The sequence below is a fragment of the Streptomyces diversicolor genome (genome assembly GCF_057537855.1).
This window is the reverse complement of record NZ_BAAJXA010000055.1, coordinates 24,620-42,554: the sequence shown is the minus strand read 5'-3', so window position 1 is coordinate 42,554 and position 17,935 is coordinate 24,620. Positions and strand designations below refer to the sequence as shown.

Annotated in this window: 10 protein-coding genes; 4 read left to right on the top strand and 6 right to left on the bottom strand. The window is 71.0% G+C overall.

The genetic code is table 11. The features are described 5' to 3' along the window. Positions 1-118: 118 nt before the first annotated feature. Positions 119-1,945, bottom strand: a complete 1,827-nt coding sequence (locus AC27LF_RS40215) for an acyl-CoA dehydrogenase (protein WP_479661330.1) — start codon at positions 1,943-1,945, stop codon at positions 119-121. 521 nt (positions 1,946-2,466) lie between these two features. Between AC27LF_RS40215 and AC27LF_RS40210 the strand changes: the two genes are divergently transcribed. Together AC27LF_RS40210 and AC27LF_RS40205 are read left to right on the top strand one after the other, a co-directional pair. Beyond that, a complete protein-coding gene (locus AC27LF_RS40210; RefSeq protein ID WP_404025204.1) occupies positions 2,467-2,934 on the top strand; it encodes an SseB family protein in 468 nt (155 codons plus the stop codon). Positions 2,935-3,055: 121 nt separating this feature from the next. Continuing rightward, positions 3,056-4,033 (top strand): pirin family protein, encoded by a 978-nt coding sequence (locus tag AC27LF_RS40205; RefSeq protein ID WP_479661329.1) that lies wholly within the window; start codon positions 3,056-3,058, stop codon positions 4,031-4,033. A 141-nt stretch (positions 4,034-4,174) separates the two neighbouring features. Here AC27LF_RS40205 and AC27LF_RS40200 read toward each other — a convergent pair whose 3' ends face one another. Next, the gene (locus AC27LF_RS40200) at positions 4,175-6,310 is read right to left on the bottom strand and encodes an ATP-binding SpoIIE family protein phosphatase (protein WP_479661328.1); all 2,136 of its coding nucleotides are present in this window, start codon (positions 6,308-6,310) and stop codon (positions 4,175-4,177) included. 205 nt (positions 6,311-6,515) lie between these two features. Between AC27LF_RS40200 and aspS the strand changes: the two genes are divergently transcribed. Continuing rightward, positions 6,516-8,279 (top strand): aspartate--tRNA ligase, encoded by a 1,764-nt coding sequence (gene aspS / locus AC27LF_RS40195; RefSeq protein ID WP_479661327.1) that lies wholly within the window; start codon positions 6,516-6,518, stop codon positions 8,277-8,279. A gap of 144 nt (positions 8,280-8,423) precedes the next feature. On the opposite strand, the gene metG is transcribed toward aspS, so the two are convergent. Further along, entirely contained in the window at positions 8,424-10,139 is a 1,716-nt protein-coding gene (gene metG, locus AC27LF_RS40190) for a methionine--tRNA ligase (protein WP_479661326.1), read from the bottom strand. 165 nt (positions 10,140-10,304) lie between these two features. Beyond that, positions 10,305-11,477, bottom strand: coding sequence for a VWA domain-containing protein (locus AC27LF_RS40185; protein WP_479661325.1), 1,173 nt, complete (start codon positions 11,475-11,477; stop codon positions 10,305-10,307). A 641-nt stretch (positions 11,478-12,118) separates the two neighbouring features. Here AC27LF_RS40185 and AC27LF_RS40180 point away from each other — a divergent pair. After that, on the top strand, positions 12,119-14,185 hold the full coding sequence (locus AC27LF_RS40180; RefSeq protein ID WP_479661324.1) for a PhoX family protein: 2,067 nt from the start codon (positions 12,119-12,121) through the stop codon (positions 14,183-14,185). A 513-nt stretch (positions 14,186-14,698) separates the two neighbouring features. Here the strand turns inward: AC27LF_RS40180 and AC27LF_RS40175 are convergent. Continuing rightward, entirely contained in the window at positions 14,699-16,642 is a 1,944-nt protein-coding gene (locus AC27LF_RS40175) for an FUSC family protein (protein WP_479661323.1), read from the bottom strand. Between the two features lie 120 nt (positions 16,643-16,762). Continuing rightward, positions 16,763-17,773 (bottom strand): hypothetical protein, encoded by a 1,011-nt coding sequence (locus tag AC27LF_RS40170; RefSeq protein ID WP_479661322.1) that lies wholly within the window; start codon positions 17,771-17,773, stop codon positions 16,763-16,765. Positions 17,774-17,935: the final 162 nt, after the last annotated feature.

Sequence of the window (17,935 nt, the reverse complement as noted above, 5' to 3'; positions counted from 1 at the left end):
TTCACCTTAACGACGTGCGTGGGCCCGCTCTCCCGGACGGGAGGGCGGGCCCAGAGGGGGTGAAGCCGCGGGTGGGGCCAGGGGTGAGGCCAGGGACAACCGCGGCTGCGGCCGGTGGCTAGAAGGCGGCCTCGTCCAGCTCCATCAGGTCGAGGTCGACGTTCTCGGAGACCTTGCGGGCCAGGGTGACGCCGGGCAGGACGGTGGCCGCGAAGAACTTCGCCGCCGCGATCTTGCCCTGGTAGAACGCCTTGTCCTTGGCGGCGGCGGTCTCCAGCTTCTCGGCGGCGACCGCGGCGCCGCGCAGCAGCAGATAGCCGACGACGACGTCGCCGGAGGCGAGCAGCAGGCGGGTGGTGTTCAGGCCGACCTTGTAGATGTTCTTGACGTCCTGCTCGGTGGCGGCGAGGTCGGTGAGCATCAGGCCGACGATCGCCTCCAGTTCCACGGCCGCCTTGGCAAGGTGCTCACGGGCGCCGGCCAGCTCCTCGCCGCCGGTGGCGAGGGCCAGGAACTTCTTGATGTCCTCGGCGAGCGAGTTCAGCGCGGCGCCCTGGTTGCGGACGATCTTCCGGAAGAAGAAGTCCTGGCCCTGGATCGCGGTGGTGCCCTCGTACAGGGTGTCGATCTTGGCGTCGCGGATGTACTGCTCGATCGGGTACTCCTGGAGGAAGCCGGAGCCGCCGAAGGTCTGCAGCGACTGGGCGAGCTGCTCGTAGCCCTTCTCCGAGCCGTAGCCCTTGACGATCGGCAGGAGCAGGTCGTTCAGGGCGTGCTCGGTGGAGGCGTCCTCGCCGTTCGCCTCCTTGACGGCGATCGCGTCCTGGACCGCGGCGGTGTGCAGCACGAGGGCGCGCATGCCCTCCGCGTACGCCTTCTGCGTCATCAGCGAGCGGCGCACGTCGGGGTGGTGGGTGATGGTGACCTTGGGCGCGGTCTTGTCCATGAAGTTCGCCAGGTCGGGGCCCTGGACGCGCTCCTTGGCGTACTCCAGCGCGTTGAGGTAGCCGGTGGAGAGCGTGGAGATCGCCTTCGTGCCGACCATCATGCGGGCGAACTCGATGATGCGGAACATCTGGCGGATGCCGTCGTGCTTGTCGCCGATCAGCCAGCCCTTGGCCGGGTGCCGGTCGCCGAAGGTCATCTCGCAGGTGTTGGACGCCTTGAGGCCCATCTTGTGCTCGACGTTCGTGGCGTAGACGCCGTTGCGCTCGCCCAGCTCGCCGGTCTCGGTGTCGAAGAGGTACTTCGGGACGAGGAAGAGGGACAGGCCCTTGGTGCCGGGGCCGGCGCCCTCGGGGCGGGCCAGTACGTAGTGGAGGATGTTCTCCTCCATGTCGTGCTCACCGGAGGTGATGAAGCGCTTCACGCCCTCGATGTGCCAGGAGCCGTCGTCCTGCTGGATCGCCTTGGTGCGGCCGGCGCCGACGTCGGAGCCGGCGTCGGGCTCGGTGAGGACCATGGTGGAACCCCAGGTCTTCTCGACCGCGAGCCGGGCGATCTTCCTCTGCTCCTTGGTGCCCTCCTCGAAGAGGATGCGGGCGAACGCCGGGCCGGAGGAGTACATCCAGACCGCCGGGTTGGCGCCGAGGATCAGTTCGGCGTACGCCCAGATCAGCGACGGGGGAGCCGCGGTGCCGCCGATCTCCTCGGGCAGGCCGAGGCGCCAGTACTCGGAGTCCATGAAGGCCCGGTAGCTCTTCTTGAAGGAGGCCGGGACGGGTGCGGTGCTGGTCTCGGGGTCGAAGACGGGCGGGTTGCGGTCGGCGTCCGCGAACGACTCGGCCAGCTCGTTCTCCGCGAGCCGGGTCAGCTCTTCGAGGATGCTCCTGGCGGTGTCCGCGTCCATCTCGGCGAACGGGCCGGTTCCGTACAGCTTGTCCCGGCCGAGTACTTCGAAGAGGTTGAATTCGATGTCGCGGAGGTTTGACTTGTAGTGCCCCATGGTGACGGCTCCGTATCGGACTCGGCGAGGCACTGGCTCCTCGCATCTGGTTCACATACCAACAAGTAGCTACGATGATGCTACCCGTCGGTAATAACAGGCAACCCCTGGTGGGCCGAATGTGACCCAGGAGTCGCCCGTCAGTTGGTCTACGCGCGGCGCCGTTGTGGTTGGTCGCGCAGTTCCCCGCGGGTCCCTTCGGGGACATCAGCCGTCTTTCGGCTGCGGCGCCGTTGTGGTTGGTTGCGCAGTTCCTCGCGCCCCTTGGGGTGGTGTCGGTCGTTTGTTGTCTGCGGCGGCGTTGTGGTTGGTTGCGCAGTTCCTCGCGCCCCTTGGGGTGGTGTCGGTCGTTTGTTGTCTGCGGCGCCGTCGTGGTTGGTCGCGCAGTTCCCCGCGCCCCTTGGGGTGGTGTCGGCCGTCTCTTGTCTGCGGCGGCGTTGTGGTTGGTTGCGCAGTTCCCCGCGCCCCTTTGGGGCGGTGTTCGCCGTGGGGGCTGGGTGGGGGTCGGTACGCTTGCGGGCATGTACGGATACGGCCAGCCCATGGACGGGGGCGCCGCGCAGCAGCAGTACGCCCCGCCGCAGCAGCCCGGCGGGTACGGGCAGCAGCCGCCGCTCTACCCGGAGCCGTCCCCGCCCTCGCTCGCGGACGCGGTGCGCGCGTTCACCACCGGTCAGATGGCCGCCGAGGACTTCCAGCAGGTGTTCGCCACGTCCAAGGTCTACTGCCCGCGCGGCGACAACCCCGGCTTCCTCGCCCTGCACAACACCCAGCAGCCGGTGATCCCGATGTTCACCTCGCTCAAGGAGCTGCGCCGGTACGCGGGCAAGGAGTCCAAGTACTTCGTGATCACCGGCGCCGAGGTGATCGACCTGCTGCCGACCGGCTACGGCTTCGTCCTGGACATGGAGGGCGAGCACCGGATGGTCTTCGACGCCAAGGCGGTCGAGCAGATGGTCGACTTCGCCATGCGCCGCATGTACGGCTGACGATCGGCCGATCAGCGCCGCACCCGTGCGAGCCCGGAGGGAATTCCCTCCGGGCTTTCTCTGTTGGGGGTGGCAGAAAGTTCAATGCTCAACTAAAGTGAGCGCACAAGGAGGTACCGACATGCCTGCAGTGACCGTCGAGAACCCGCTGACGCTGCCCCGTGTGACCGCGCCCGCCGACGCGGTGGCCCGTCCCGTGCTCGCCGTCACGACCGCGCCGAGCGGTTACGAGGGCGAGGGCTTCCCGGTGCGCCGGGCCTTCGCCGGGATCAACTACCGCCATCTGGACCCGTTCATCATGATGGACCAGATGGGTGAGGTGGAGTACGCGCCCGGCGAGCCCAAGGGCACGCCCTGGCATCCGCACCGCGGCTTCGAGACCGTCACGTACATCATCGACGGGATCTTCGACCACCAGGACTCCAACGGCGGTGGCGGCACCATCACCAACGGCGACACCCAGTGGATGACCGCGGGCTCGGGCCTCCTGCACATCGAGGCGCCGCCCGAGGCGCTGGTCGTCTCCGGCGGCCTGTTCCACGGGCTCCAGCTGTGGGTGAACCTCCCCGCCAAGGACAAGATGATGGCGCCGCGCTACCAGGACATCCGCGCCGGCAGCGTCCAGTTGCTCACCAGTCCCGACGGCGGCGCGCTGCTGCGCGTGATCGCCGGTGAGCTGGACGGGCACGCCGGTCCCGGTATCACGCACACGCCGATCACCATGGTCCACGCGACGCTGGCGCCGGGCGCGGAGATCACCCTGCCGTGGCGTGAGGACTTCAACGGTCTCGCGTACGTCCTGGCGGGCCGCGGCACGGTCGGTGCCGAGGGCCGGCCGGTCCACCTGGGCCAGACCGCCGTCTTCGGCGCGGGCGGTTCGCTGACCGTCCGCGCGGACGAGAAGCAGGACTCCCACACGCCGGACCTGGAGGTCGTGCTGCTCGGCGGGCAGCCGATCCGGGAGCCGATGGCCCACTACGGCCCGTTCGTCATGAACACCAAGGACGAGCTGATGCAGGCGTTCGAGGACTTCCAGAAGGGGCGCCTCGGCACCGTGCCGGCCGTCCACGGCATGACCGAGGCCGGACCGCAGGGCTGACCGGGGCATCCGGTCCGCAGGACCGACGGGAGCGCCGGCCGGGATGCGTTCCGGCCGGCGGACCGGGGGTGCGGACGGGTGCTCGCGCCCGTCCCCCGGTGTCACTCCTGTTCGTCCCCGGTGTCCCTTTCGTCCCCGGTGTCACTCCTGTTCGTGGAGTTCGAACCAGATGGTTTTGCTTTCGCCGCGCGGGACGACCCCCCATGCGTCGGCGAGCAGTTCGATCAGCAGCAGGCCGCGGCCCGCGGAGGCCAGCTCGCCGGGGCGGCGGCGGTGCGGGAGGTCGTCGCCGGCGTCGGTGACCTCCACCCGCAGCCGGCGCCGGCCCGGCTCGCCGCCGACCTCGGCGAGCAGCAGCGCGTCCGCGTCGGTGTGCACGAGTACATTGGTGACCATCTCGGAGACCAGGAGCACCGCGGAGTCGACCTGGTCGGCCGAGGCCCAGTCGTGCAGCAGTCCGCGCAGGTGCCGGCGGGCCTCGGCGATCCGCTCCGGTTCGGTCTGCGCCACGGCCAGCAGGCTGCGGCGGACCGCCGGCCGGCCGAGGGCGGCGCCGTCCGTGCCGTCCTCGGGCACCCGGTGCACAAGCAGCAGGGCGATGTCGTCCTCGCGCCGGTCGGCCAGCGGCCCGGTGGTGTGGTGGGAGGACGGCCCGTGGACCCCCTGCACCAGGGCGTCGGCGAGCGATTCCAGGTCGCCGTCGTGCGCCTCCAGGATGGTGCGGATGCGCTGCCAGCCGCTGTCCATGTCATGGCCGCCGGTCTCGATCAGACCGTCGGTGCAGATCACCATGGTCTCGCCCGGCTCCAGCACCAGGCGGGTCGTCGGATAATCGGCGTCCGGGTCGATGCCCAGCGGCAGCCCGCCCGCGGTCGGCCGTGTCATCACCGTCTTGTCCGCCATGCGCACCGCCGGGTCGGGATGCCCGGCGCGGGCGATCTCCAGGGCCCCGGACACCGGGTCGGCCTCCACGTACAGGCAGGTCGCGAAGCGCAGGTCGGCGGCGTCGTCGGTGCCGGTGGTGATGCCGTGCAGAAAGCGGGAGGCCCGGGAGAGGACCGCGTCCGGGCGGTGGCCCTCGGAGGCGTAGGCGCGCAGCGCGATCCGCAGGTGGCCCATGATCCCGGCCGCCCTCACGTCATGCCCCTGTACGTCCCCGACGACCAGCGCGTATCTGCCGCCTCCGGACGGGTCCCGGGAGCCGCCGCGGGGCAGCGGGATGATGTCGTACCAGTCGCCGCCCACCTGGAGTCCGCCGCCGGTGGGGATGTAGCGGGCGGCGACCGTCAGGCCGGGCACCTCGGGGACCGGGTCGGGCAGCATGGAGCGTTGCAGGCCGTCGGTCAGCTCCCGTTCCGAGTCGGCGGCCTCGGCCCTGGACAGCGCCTGGGCGAGCATGCGGGCCACCGTCGTCAGCACGGACCGTTCGTCGGGGGTGAAGGCGACCGGGTAGGTGAAGGCCGCCAGCCAGGCGCCCATCGTGCGGCCGCCGGCCGTCAGCGGCAGGAACGCCCAGGACCGGCGGCCGAACGGTTCGGCGAGCGGCCAGGTGACCGGGTAGCGGGTGCGGTACTGCTCCGGTGAGGACAGATAGACGGCCCGGCCGGTGCGCACCACCTCGGTGGCCGGGTAGTCGGTGTCCAGCGGCATGTGGAAGAAGGGCGCCTCGTCGCCCAGCTGCTGCCCGTGGTGGCCGATGATCGTCAGGTGGTCGCCGATCCTGGCGAACACCGCGAGACCGTCCGGTGAGAAGCCCGGCATCGACAGTCCGGCCGCGACCCGCAGCACCTCCGCGGTGGACCGGGCCTCGGCGAGCGCCCGGCCCGCGTCCAGCAGGAATGCCTCCCGGGAGCGCCGCCAGTCGCCGTGCACGGCGCGCCGGCCCGCCGGGGTACCGGGGGTCGGTTCGGTGACCTCCTGGAGGGTGCCGATCAGATCGAAGGTCTGCCGCTCGGCGTCGAAGGACGGCTTGGACCGGCTGCGTACGGTGCGTATGACCCGGCCCCGCTCGTCCATGATCCGGATCCGTACCTCGGCGAGGGTGTCCTCGGCGACGGCGAGCCGGACGACACCGGTGATCTCGTTCCAGTCGACCGGGTGCAGCCGCGCCCGGGTCTGGGCCTGGGTGAGGGTGGCCCGCTCGGCGGGCAGCCCCAGCAGCCGGGCGGACTCCGCGTCCACGGTGACCAGCCCGGTGGCGGTGTCCCAGTGCCACAGCCCGGTCGCGAGGGTGGTGAGCACGTGCTCCACCGCGGGCATGGGATCACCGGTACGCATTGCCCCACTCTAAGAAGAAGTGATCGAAAAGTGCCAGCCGTCTGGCTCCGCCGGGGCCGGGCCCCGGCCGACACCGCCGCCGGGCCGCGGTTCGACCGGTCACCGGCTCCGAAACGAGGGGGAGTCGATCTTGGCTCGCCCGGTAGGCTTGGGGAGAGTTTCACGTGAAACGAGCCCCCGATCCGCGAAGACTGGATGAACGACGATGCATCGGTACAGGTCCCACACCTGCGGCGAGCTCCGCGCCTCTGACGTCGGCACCGACGTCCGGCTGAGTGGCTGGCTGCACAATCGGCGCGACCTGGGCGGCATCCTCTTCATCGATCTGCGCGACCACTACGGCATCACCCAGCTCGTCGCCCGCCCCGGGACCGAGGCGTACGAGGCGCTGGACAAGCTCTCCAAGGAAACGGTCGTCCGGGTCGACGGCAGGGTCGTCTCGCGCGGTGCGGAGAACGTGAACCCGGACCTGCCGACCGGCGAGGTCGAGATCGAGGTCGGCGCGGTCGAGGTGCTGGGCGCGGCGGCCCCCCTCCCCTTCACCATCAACACGGAGGACGGGGTCAACGAGGAGCGGCGCCTGGAGTACCGCTTCCTGGACCTGCGCCGCGAGCGCATGCACCGCAACATCATGCTGCGTACGTCGGTCATCTCCGCGATCCGCCACAAGATGGTGGCGATGGGCTTCAACGAGATGGCGACGCCGATCCTGTCGGCCACCTCCCCCGAGGGCGCGCGTGACTTCGTCGTGCCGTCCCGGCTGCACCCGGGGAAGTTCTACGCCCTGCCGCAGGCGCCCCAGCAGTTCAAGCAGCTGCTGATGATCTCCGGCTTCGACCGCTACTTCCAGATCGCGCCCTGCTTCCGCGACGAGGACGCCCGCGCGGACCGCTCGCCGGGCGAGTTCTACCAGCTCGACGTCGAGATGAGCTTCGTCGAGCAGGAGGACGTCTTCCAGCCGATCGAGAAGCTGATGACGGAGCTGTTCGAGGAGTTCGGCGGCGGCCGTCATGTCACCTCCCCGTTCCCGCGCATCCCGTTCCGCGAGGCGATGCTCAAGTACGGCTCCGACAAGCCGGACCTGCGTGCCAAGCTGGAACTGGCCGACATCACCGATGTCTTCGAGGGCTCGGAGTTCAAGGCGTTCGCGGGCAAGCATGTGCGTGCCCTGGCGGTGCCGGACGTGGCCGCGCAGCCCCGCAAGTTCTTCGACCAGCTCGGTGACTTCGCCGTCGCGCAGGGCGCCAAGGGCCTGGCGTGGGTGCGGGTCGCCGAGGACGGGTCGCTGTCCGGCCCGATCGCGAAGTTCCTCACCGAGGAGAACGTCGCCGAGCTGACCAAGCGTCTGTCGCTTGCGGCCGGGCACGCCGTGTTCTTCGGCGCGGGCGAGTTCGACGAGGTCTCGAAGATCATGGGCGCCGTGCGGGTCGAGGCGGCCAAGCGTGCCGGGCAGTTCGAGGAGAACGTCTTCCGCTTCTGCTGGATCGTCGACTTCCCGATGTACGAGAAGGACGAGGAGACCGGCGCGATCGACTTCTCGCACAACCCGTTCTCCATGCCGCAGGGCGGCCTTGAGGCCCTGGAGACCCAGGACCCGCTGGACATCCTCGGCTGGCAGTACGACATCGTCTGCAACGGCGTCGAGCTGTCCTCCGGTGCCATCCGGAACCATGAGCCGGACATCATGCTCAAGGCATTCGAGATCGCGGGCTACGACCGCGAGACGGTGGAGGAGAAGTTCGCGGGCATGCTCCGCGCCTTCCGCTTCGGCGCCCCGCCGCACGGCGGCATCGCCCCGGGCGTCGACCGCATCGTCATGCTCCTCGCGGACGAGCCGAACATCCGCGAGACGATCTCCTTCCCGCTCAACGGCAACGCCCAGGACCTGATGATGGGCGCGCCGACCGAACTGGAGGAGCCCCGCCTGAAGGAACTCCACCTGTCGGTACGCAAGCCGCAGCCTAAGTAGGGCGCGTAGGAACGAAGGAAGACAGCACGGCGAAAGGGCTCGGAACCGGTGAAGGTTCCGAGCCCTTGTGCGTGCCGCGCCCGGCGGCCCGGCGTGCGGGGAAGGGGCGTGGCGTGGGCGTCGGCGGGGCCGACGCCCACGGGGTTACTCGGCCTCGCCGCCGAAGCGGTCCTTGTAGGTTTCCAGGTCGTCGTCCGTGAGCTTGGCGAACAGGACCGGTGGGACGGTGAAGGGGGTGCCGGCGGGGACCGCGACGAGTGCCCGGGCCTCGTCCGCGCCGACCCAGGAGGCCGTGTCGCCCGGCAGGGAGAAGGCCGCGCGCATGGCGGCCGACGCCGACGGGATGAGCGGTTCGGAGACCACCGCGTACAGGTGGATCAGGTTCATCGCCGTGCGCAGCGTGAGGGCCGCGCCGTCCTTGTCGGTCTTGATCTCCAGCCAGGGGGCCTTCTCCTCCAGGTAGGAGTTGCCCGCCGACCACAGGGCGCGCAGCGCCGCCGCGGCCTTGCGGAACTGAAGCGCCTCCATGTGCTCCTCGTACTCGGCCAGCAGACGGGCGATCTCCGTGCCGAGCTTCGACTCCGCCTCGCCGGGCTCGCCGCCCGCCGGGACCTGCTCGCCGAAGCGCTTCTTCGAGAACGACAGCACACGGTTGACGAAGTTGCCGAGGGTGTCGGCCAGGTCCTTGTTCACCGTGGCCGTGAAGTGCTCCCAGGTGAAGGACGCGTCGTCCGACTCGGGGGCGTTGGCGATCAGGAAGTAGCGCCAGTAGTCGGCCGGAAGGATCTCCAGGGCCTGGTCCGTGAAGACGCCCCGCTTCTGCGAGGTGGAGAACTTTCCGCCGTAGTACGTCAGCCAGTTGAACGCCTTGACGTAGTCGACCTTCTTCCACGGCTCGCGGACGCCGAGTTCGGTGGCCGGGAACATCACCGTGTGGAACGGGACGTTGTCCTTCGCCATGAACTCGGTGTAGCGGACGTCCGTGTCGACGTCGTACCACCACGACTTCCAGTCACGGTTCTCCGGGTCCCGGTCCGACCACTCCTTCGTCGCGCCGATGTACTCGATCGGGGCGTCGAACCAGACGTAGAAGACCTTGCCCTCCGCGGCCAGCTCCGGCCAGGTGTCGGCCGGGACCGGCACGCCCCAGTCCAGGTCGCGGGTGATCGCGCGGTCGTGCAGGCCCTCGGTCAGCCACTTGTGGGCGATGGACGACGCCAGGTGCGGCCAGTCCTTGTCATGGCGGGCCACCCACTCGCGGACCTCGCTCTCCAGCTTCGACTGGAGCAGGAAGAGATGCTTGGTCTCGCGGACCTCCAGGTCCGTGGAACCGGAGATCGCCGAGCGCGGGTTGATCAGATCGGTCGGGTCCAGCACCCGGGTGCAGTTCTCGCACTGGTCGCCGCGGGCCTTGTCGTAGCCGCAGTGGGGGCAGGTGCCCTCGACATAGCGGTCCGGCAGGAAGCGGCCGTCGGCGGGGCTGTACACCTGGCGGATCGCGCGCTCTTCGATGAAGCCGTTCTCGTTGAGCCTGCGGGCGAAGTGCTGGGTGATCTCCACGTTCTGCGCGCTGGAGCTGCGGCCGAAGTAGTCGAAGGCCAGCCCGAAGCCGTCGTAGACCGCCTTCTGGGCGTCGTGCGCCTGGGCGCAGAACTCGGCGACCGGCAGGCCCTGTTCCTTGGCGGCCAGCTCCGCGGGGGTGCCGTGCTCGTCGGTCGCGCAGATGTACAGGACCTCGTGGCCGCGCTGGCGCAGATACCGGGAGTACACGTCCGCCGGGAGCATGGACCCCACCATGTTGCCCAGGTGCTTGATCCCGTTGATGTACGGAAGGGCGCTGGTGATGAGGTGTCGAGCCATCGCGGGCTGCTCCCAAGTCGCTACGCGGGGTGACGGTCGGCCGTTTTGCGGGTCGCTTTCGTCCGTCTACGAACCTTGAAATCGTAGCCGACATGGGTGCGCCGCCCGCCTCCCGTATTACGGGGTGGAAGCGGGCGGCGCGGGGCCGGGGTGCGCCGGGCTGGGTTATGGGCGCCAGCCCGCCAGTACGCCCTCGTACAGTTCCGCGTCCGTCAGCTCGCGGGGGGTGGGGCCCGCGTGGAAGAAGGACGCGTTGCCGGTCTTCAGCTTGCGGAGGTAGTCGAACGCCTTGTTGTCGTGCTCACCGAAGGCGACGAAGGAGAAGAAGACGGACGGGTGGTTCTTCGCGGCGTCCGCGAGAGCCTGGGTCGCGGGCGTCTTGGCGTCGGGGGCGCCGTCCGTCTGGAACACGACCAGGGTGGGCGTGGTGGCCGCGGTCTTCGACTTCGCGCGGTGGGCGAGTACGGCTTCCACGGCGGCGTGGTAGCTGGTGCGGCCCATGCGGCCGAGGGTCGCGTGCACCTCGTCGATCTTGTTCTCGTGGTCGGTGAGGGTGAGGTCGGTGGTGCCGTCCACCTCCGTGGAGAAGAAGACGACGTGGACCGTGGCCTCGGGGTCGAGCTCGGCGGCGAGGGCGAGGGTCTGCTCGGCGAGGGCCTGGGCGGAGCCGTCCTTGTAGTACGGGCGCATGGAGGCGGAGCGGTCGAGTACGAGGTACAGCTTGGCTCGGGTGCCGGTGAGGTTGGCTTTGGCTAGGGCGGCCTCGGCTGCGGGTCCCTCCGGGGGTGCGGCGGCTTTCGTCTCGGCTTCGCCTTCGACGGTCGTGTTCCCACCCGCACCACCCGTGCGGGTCTCGTCGTCGGGTGCGGGTGGCCCCGCGGGGGCGTCCTCGCCGTTGGCGGCTTTCGGTTCCTCCGGGGGTGCGGTGGCTTTCGTCTCGGCTTCGCCTTCGACGGTCGTGTTCCCACCCGCACCACCCGTGCGGGTCTCGTCGTCGGGTGCGGGTGGCCCCGCGGGGGCGTCCTCGCCGTCGGCGGCCACCGGTCCCTCCGGGGCGGTGGCGGCTTCCGTCTCGGGTTCCGGTTTCGTGGCGGCCTCCGCCTGAGGCTCGGGAGCCGCCGCAACCGGCTCAGCTTCGGTCGCTTCGGCCGTCGCCGCCGGTTCCTCCGCGGCATCTTCAGCGGGCGCCGGCGTCGGCTCCGCCACCGGCTCGGCCTCGGCGGACGGCTCCGGCTCCGTCGCCGCCTCGGCATCCCCCTTCACCGAGTCCACCGCCCCGACCCCGTCGGCCAACTCAGCCGCGTCAGCCGTCGTAGCCGCGTCAGCCTCCGTGTCCACGTTCGCCGATTCGTTCGTGTCAGCCGCCGTAGGCGCGCCCGTCGGCTCAGTCGTGTCGGTTGGCGTCGTAGGGGTGGTCGGGGTTGTGATGTTGTCGAAAGCCGCTGTTACCAGGTCGTGTTCCGAGGAGGTGGCGCGGCGGGGTTCCGGGACCTGGGTGGGGGCCGGCTCCGGCTTCGGGGCGGCTTCCTGTGCCACCGGCTCCGGCTTCGGCTCGGCTTCCTGTGCCACCGGCTCCGGCTTCGGGGCGGTTTCCGGCGCCGCGGGTTCCGGTTGCGGCGCCGCAGGCTGTTGCTGCGCGGGGAGCTGGTCCGCACCCTCTGCCGCGGCCGTGTGCCCCTTGCGTGATCGGCCGAATGCGTTCCGCAGGAGAGTGAGAATGCCCATATGCGCAACCCTTCGCGTGAGTTGATGCCCGTCGATCCCTGGCCAGGACGGACACGTAAGGTTAGCGGCCCCAGATGGTGATCTTGGGCTGGGGCGAGGGTCCACGCCCCCGCACGGCGGCGCGCCCACGGCTCGCTCCCCAACGCCTTTGAGGCCAGGCGCGGTTCACTTTTCGTTCATCTGGAGGCTGTCCGCTCGCACACGCCTGCCCCTACCGTCACGCCCACACCAAGGGTTCGCAAGGGGAGAGTAAAGTGCGCAATCTGCTGCCGATCATCGGCTCGCATTCGGGCGGACGTTCCGCCATGACCTGTCGTTTCCGGTGTGGTGACGCCTGCTTCCACGAGGTGCCCAACACCAGCTCCAACGAGTACGTGGGCGATGTCATCGCCGGCGCCCTGAGCCGCCGTGGCGCGCTGCGCGCCGCCGCCGCGGTCACGGTGGCCGCCGCCGCGGGTTCCGCCGTGGTCGCCGGCGCCCCGCAGGCCGCCGCCGTGGACGCCAAGCACGGCAAGCCGGGCAAGCCGGTCAAACCCGGCAAGGCCGCGCGCGGTCTGCGGTTCGAACCGGTCGCGCCGAACACCGCCGACCAGGTCACCGTGCCCGGCGGCTACCGGCAGAACGTCGTCATCCGGTGGGGCGAGCCCATCCTGCGCGGCGCCCCCGCCTTCGACCCGGAGCGTCAGACGGCCGCCGCGCAGGCCGGTCAGTTCGGCTACAACAACGACTTCCTCGCCCTGCTGCCGGTGCCCGGCGAGCACCACCGCCAGCTGCTCGTGGCCAACCACGAGTACACGGACGAGGTCCTGATGTTCCGCGGGTACGACGCCGCCAACCCCACCCGTGAGCAGGTCGAGGTCGCCTGGGCCGCGCACGGTCTGTCGGCCGTCGTCGTGGAGGAGGACCGCAGGAGCGGCAGGCTGACCGTCGTCAACCGGCACCACCTCAACCGGCGCATCACCGCCACCAGCGAGTTCCGGCTGACCGGGCCCGCCGCCGGGTCGAGCCTGCTGAAGACCTCCGCCGACCCGACGGGCCGCAAGGTGCTCGGCACCCTCAACAACTGCTCCGGCGGCACCACCCCGTGGGGCACCACGCTGCACGGCGAGGAGAACTTCAACCAGTACTTCGCCAACGCCAACCGGGACACCGACAAGCGCTACGGCGTCGGCACCGGCGCGACGGAGCGCAAGTGGGAGCGGTTCGACAAGCGGTTCGACATCGCGCAGGAGCCCAACGAGGTGCACCGGTTCGGGTACGTCGTCGAGTTCGACCCGTACGACCCGACGTCGACCCCGCGCAAGCGGACCGCGCTCGGCCGGTTCAAGCACGAGGCGGCGACCGTGCGGATGACGTCGGACGGGCGTCCCGTCGTCTACACCGGCGACGACGAGCGGTTCGACTACTTCTACAAGTTCGTCGGCAGCAAGCGGATGCGGCACGGCAACAGCCGTTCCGCGCGCGAGCACAACCTGACGCTGCTGGACGAGGGCACCCTGTACGTCGCCAAGCTCACCGGTGACTCCCCGGCGAGCGAGATCGACGGCAGCGGCACGCTCCCCGCCGACGGCGAGTTCGACGGCAGCGGCACCTGGATCCCGCTGGCCACCGCCACCGCGCACGGCGCCGTCTCGCACGTCGAGGGCATGAGCGCGGAGGAGGTCTTCGTCTTCACGCGGCTCGCCGGTGACAAGGTGGGCGCCACGAAGATGGACCGCCCGGAGGACATCGAGCCGTCGCCGCAGTCCGGCAAGGTGTATGTCGCGCTCACCAACAACACCAACCGCGGCAAGGCCGGTTCCCCCGTCGCCGACGAGGCCAACCCGCGCACCAACAACAAGCACGGGCACATCCTCGAACTCACCGAGCGGGGCAACCGGGCCGACGCCACCTCGTTCGGCTGGTCGGTGTTCCTGGTCGCCGGTGACCCCGCCGACCCGGCCACCTACTTCGCGGGCTTCCCGAAGGACCGGGTCAGCCCGATCTCCTGCCCGGACAACGTGGCCTTCGACGCGCACGGCAACCTGTGGATCTCCACCGACGGCAACGCGCTCGGCACGCACGACGGCCTGTTCGGCGTGGCCACCAAGGGTGACCGGCGCGGTGAGCTGAAGCAGTTCCTGACCATGCCGAACGGCGCCGAGACCTGCGGTCCGATCATCCAGGAGCGCCGCGTCCTGGTCGCCGTGCAGCACCCGGGCGAGGTGGACGGCGCGTCCGTGGAGAAGCCGGCGAGCGCCTGGCCGGACGGCCCCGGCAAGATCGTGCGACCGTCGGTGGTAGCGGTATGGCGAGCGGACGGCCACGACATCGGCATCTGACAGGGGCCGTCCACAGCATGGCCGTGTGACAACTACGGCCCGCGAGACCCCCGCGCCCCCCAGCCGACAACAAACGGTCGCCTGATCAGGGGCGCGGGGAACTGCGCAAAATCCCACGACGGACCGGCAGTCGACAACGTACGGTCGTCCGTTCAGGGGCGCGGGGAACTGCGCAAAATCCCACGACGGACCCGCGGTCGACACCGCACGGTCGTCCGATCAGGGGCGCGGGGAACTGCGCAAAATCCCACGACGGACCCGCGGTCGACACCGCACGGTCGTCCGATCAGGGGCGCGGGGAACTGCGCGAAAACCCACGACGGACCCGCGGTCGACAACGCACGGTCGTCCGATCAGGGGCGCGGGGAACTGCGCAAAATCCCACGACGGACCGGCAGTCGACAACGCACGGCCGTCCGATCAGGGGCGCGGGGAACTGCGCAAAAACCCAGGACGGACCCGCAGTCGACAACGAACCGTCGGCCGATCAGGACCGCCGAGGCGGCGCAGCCCTCAGCGGGGGGACGCGATAGCCCGAGCCGCGGCCACCTCCTGACGCAACGGCTCCAGAACACCGTCCGCGGGCCCCGTGAGATCCGTACGGACCGCGATCAGCGTCGACGCCCGCCGCACACCCTCCGCCAGCTCCCCGAGCTGGCGGACCACCTGGTCGACCTCCGCGGCGGACGGCGGCGGCGCGCCGTGCCGCACCCGCACCCGCGCCGCCGTCGTGGCGTCGACGATGCGTTCCACGGCGACCACCAGCGGCCACCACGCGGCGGCGCGGCGACCGGTGGGCGGCGGTTCGGTCAGGGCGCGCTGGAACTCGGTGCGGATGACCGAGAGGTCCCGGTAGAGGCGGCGGCGCATGCGGACACCCGTGGCCGGGTCGGCGTCGGGCCGGAACGCCGACCCGACGTAGCGGGCCGTGTCCGCCACCGCGTCGGCGAGCCGGTCGCCGACGCGGGTGTGCCAGCTCTCCGGCCACAGCAGATAACCGGCGACCAGGGCGATGGCGCAGCCCAGCAGCGAGTCGAGCAGCCGCGGCAGCAGCAGGGCCGTCCCCTGGTGGTTCAGGATGTCGGAGAGCAGCAGGATCACCGGGGTGATCGCCGCGGTCTGGTAGCCGTAGCCGCGGGGCGTGAACGCGGGGATCAGCGGCGCCAGTACCACCATGACCGGCACGTCCCACCAGCCCCGCGGCACCTCGGCGAGGACGGCCGCCGCGACCAGCAGGCCCGCCACCGTGCCCAGCGCGCGCAGCAGCGCGCGGGAGAAGACCGAGCCGAAGTCGGGTTTGAGGACGAAGGTGATGGTGAGGGCGACCCAGTAGGAGCGGGGCACCGGCAGGATCGACACCAGCACCTGGGCAAGGCCGATGCACAGGGCAAGCCGCAGGCCGTAGCGCCAGGAGTTGGCGGACAGGGTGACGTTGCGGGCGGCCCGTGCGGTGCGGACGCGCAGCGCGGCGGGGCCGCCGGGGCGGTCGTCGATGCCGCGCGGGTCCATGTCGGGGGCGGCCACGACGGCGGCGGCGTGCCGCAGGGCGTGGTCGACGGCGCGTGCGGTCTCGCCGGCCGGTTCCGGCAGGGCCGGGCCCGCCGGTGCGGGGGCCGCGCCGGCCACGGCGTCGGCGAGGTGGCGGACCGCCGCGGGGATCTGCGGCGGCAGCGGTCCGCCGGCCAGGTGGGCGGCGGGTGTCGCCTCGACGACGGGGGTGATCGCGTTCAACTGGGCGAGCAGCCGGGTCAGTTCGCGGCTGCGGCCGTGGTGCCGGGCGCGCCGGGCGAGGATCAGGTCGTACGACTGGTTCAGGGACTGGGTGACCGTGCGGCGGGCGTCGTCGTACTCCTCGGTGCGGTCGGTGCCGGACACGGCGAGCAGCGCGGCGACCGCCCGGTACGACTGCGCGACGGCCGTCCGCTCGGGCACGCCGGAGCGCAGCGGCCAGGAGAGCAGGGCGAGCAGCAGGACGAGCAGCCCGCCGCCGGTCATCAGCACCGGGGCCAGCCACCAGGGCGGGGGCAGCGGAAGTCCGGCGCCGACCACGGCGTTCAGGAGCAGCAGCAGTCCCGATACGGAGGCCACCGCGCCGATCGTCGAGATCATCCCGGAGACCAGCGCGACGACGGTGAGGACGCCGACCGCGAGCCAGCCGTGGCCGTGCACGGCCGAGCCGAGGGCGACGCCGACGGCACCGAAGAGCTGCGGTACGGCGATGTTGAGTATCCGCAGGTGGTAGGCGTCGGCGGTGTCGCCGATGACGCCGGACAGGGCGCCCATGGCGGCGAGCGCGCCGTAGGCGGGGTGGCCGGTGGCGAGTCCCAGGGCCAGCGGCAGGGCCATGGCGAGGGCCGCGCGGACCATGGCGGGCCGGTTGACGGGCGCGCGCTGCGGTCGCAGGTTCCGCACCAGCCAGTCGGGAGGGGTGAGGCTGATGGGGAACTCGCGGGACATGCGCCCATTATGTCCAGGTCATGCCCGCTCACCCCGGCCGGCCCCTGACCCGGCCTCGGTACCGGCGGGCTCGACTTCCGGTGCCGGGCGCCTGCCTGGTCTGCGGTGCGCGGCGGTCGGTCAGGCTCCGGGGGTGGCGGTGGGGCCTCCTGGTGGCCAGCCCGCTCCGATGCCGGCCTCGGGCTGGACGGGCTCGTCGTCGAATTCGGGGGGCCGCTGCGACGGGGCGGCATCCTGGCGGACGGGCACGGCACGGGCGCGAGGGGGCAGCGCGCGTACGTTCCGGGTCAGCCAGGTGACCACGGCCACCGTGAGGCCGAGGCCGAGCAGCAGCCAGGAGACCGTGCGCAGGGTGGCCGTGAGGGCGTCGTAGACGGCGCCTGCGGCCGGCTGGGGGACGTCGGCGGGCAGGTCGGCGAGGGTGAGGCGGCGGCCGATGGCGAGGGCGACGCCGAGCAGGGCGCCGCCGAGGGCCGTACCGAGCGCGGTCGCGGTGATCGCGCGCCGGCGGTGGACGGCGAGGGCGATGCCCGCGACGGCGAAGACGACGGCCGCCACGGGGAGCCAGAAGCCGGCGACTTCGAGCACGTGGTATCCCTTCCGGAGCGGAGCCAGTTCGTTGGCGGGCAGGACGGCGAACGCGGTGTGCTCGACCGGGATCCGGTCGGCGAGCGGCATGTGGTCCTCGGCGAGTTGCCGTTTGACCTGGGCGGTGACGGGCGCGAGGTCGACGGTGACCGGCTGTTCGAGCAGGTCGTCCTCGGCGTCCTCGTCGCGCAGCGCGCGCAGTACGGCGTCGTGGGTGGCGCGGTTGCCCTCGTCCCAGGCGAGTCGGAAGGCGCGGGTCTGGGTGAAGGAGTGCACCGCGTCGTGCACGAAGGGCCCGACGGCGCCCCGCACCGGGCTGACGTCGAACTTCTGGTCGACCTCGCGCATGATTCCGGCCCCGACGGTGTCCGCGACCGCGTCACGCACGTCCGGGTCGGCGGCGAGCGGTGCCATCGTCGTGACGTAGCGGCCGGTGTCGGTGAGACCGTACGCCGCCCAGGCCGCCAGCGCGCCGAACGGCACGAGCAGGCAGGCCAGACCGATCAGCGCCACCGACAGGGCGCTCCTGAGACGTGGAGGCACCCTCCCAGCCAACGGCCTCCGGCCCCGAACGGCGACCGCTATGGCTGCAATCGGGTGGAATGCGGACCGTATTCAACCCGCCACCACCAACGGTCCCCGCTGTGGGGCCCCGACAGCGGCACCGCCCCGCGTGCGGTGACGATCCCGATCGGGTCGGCGGTC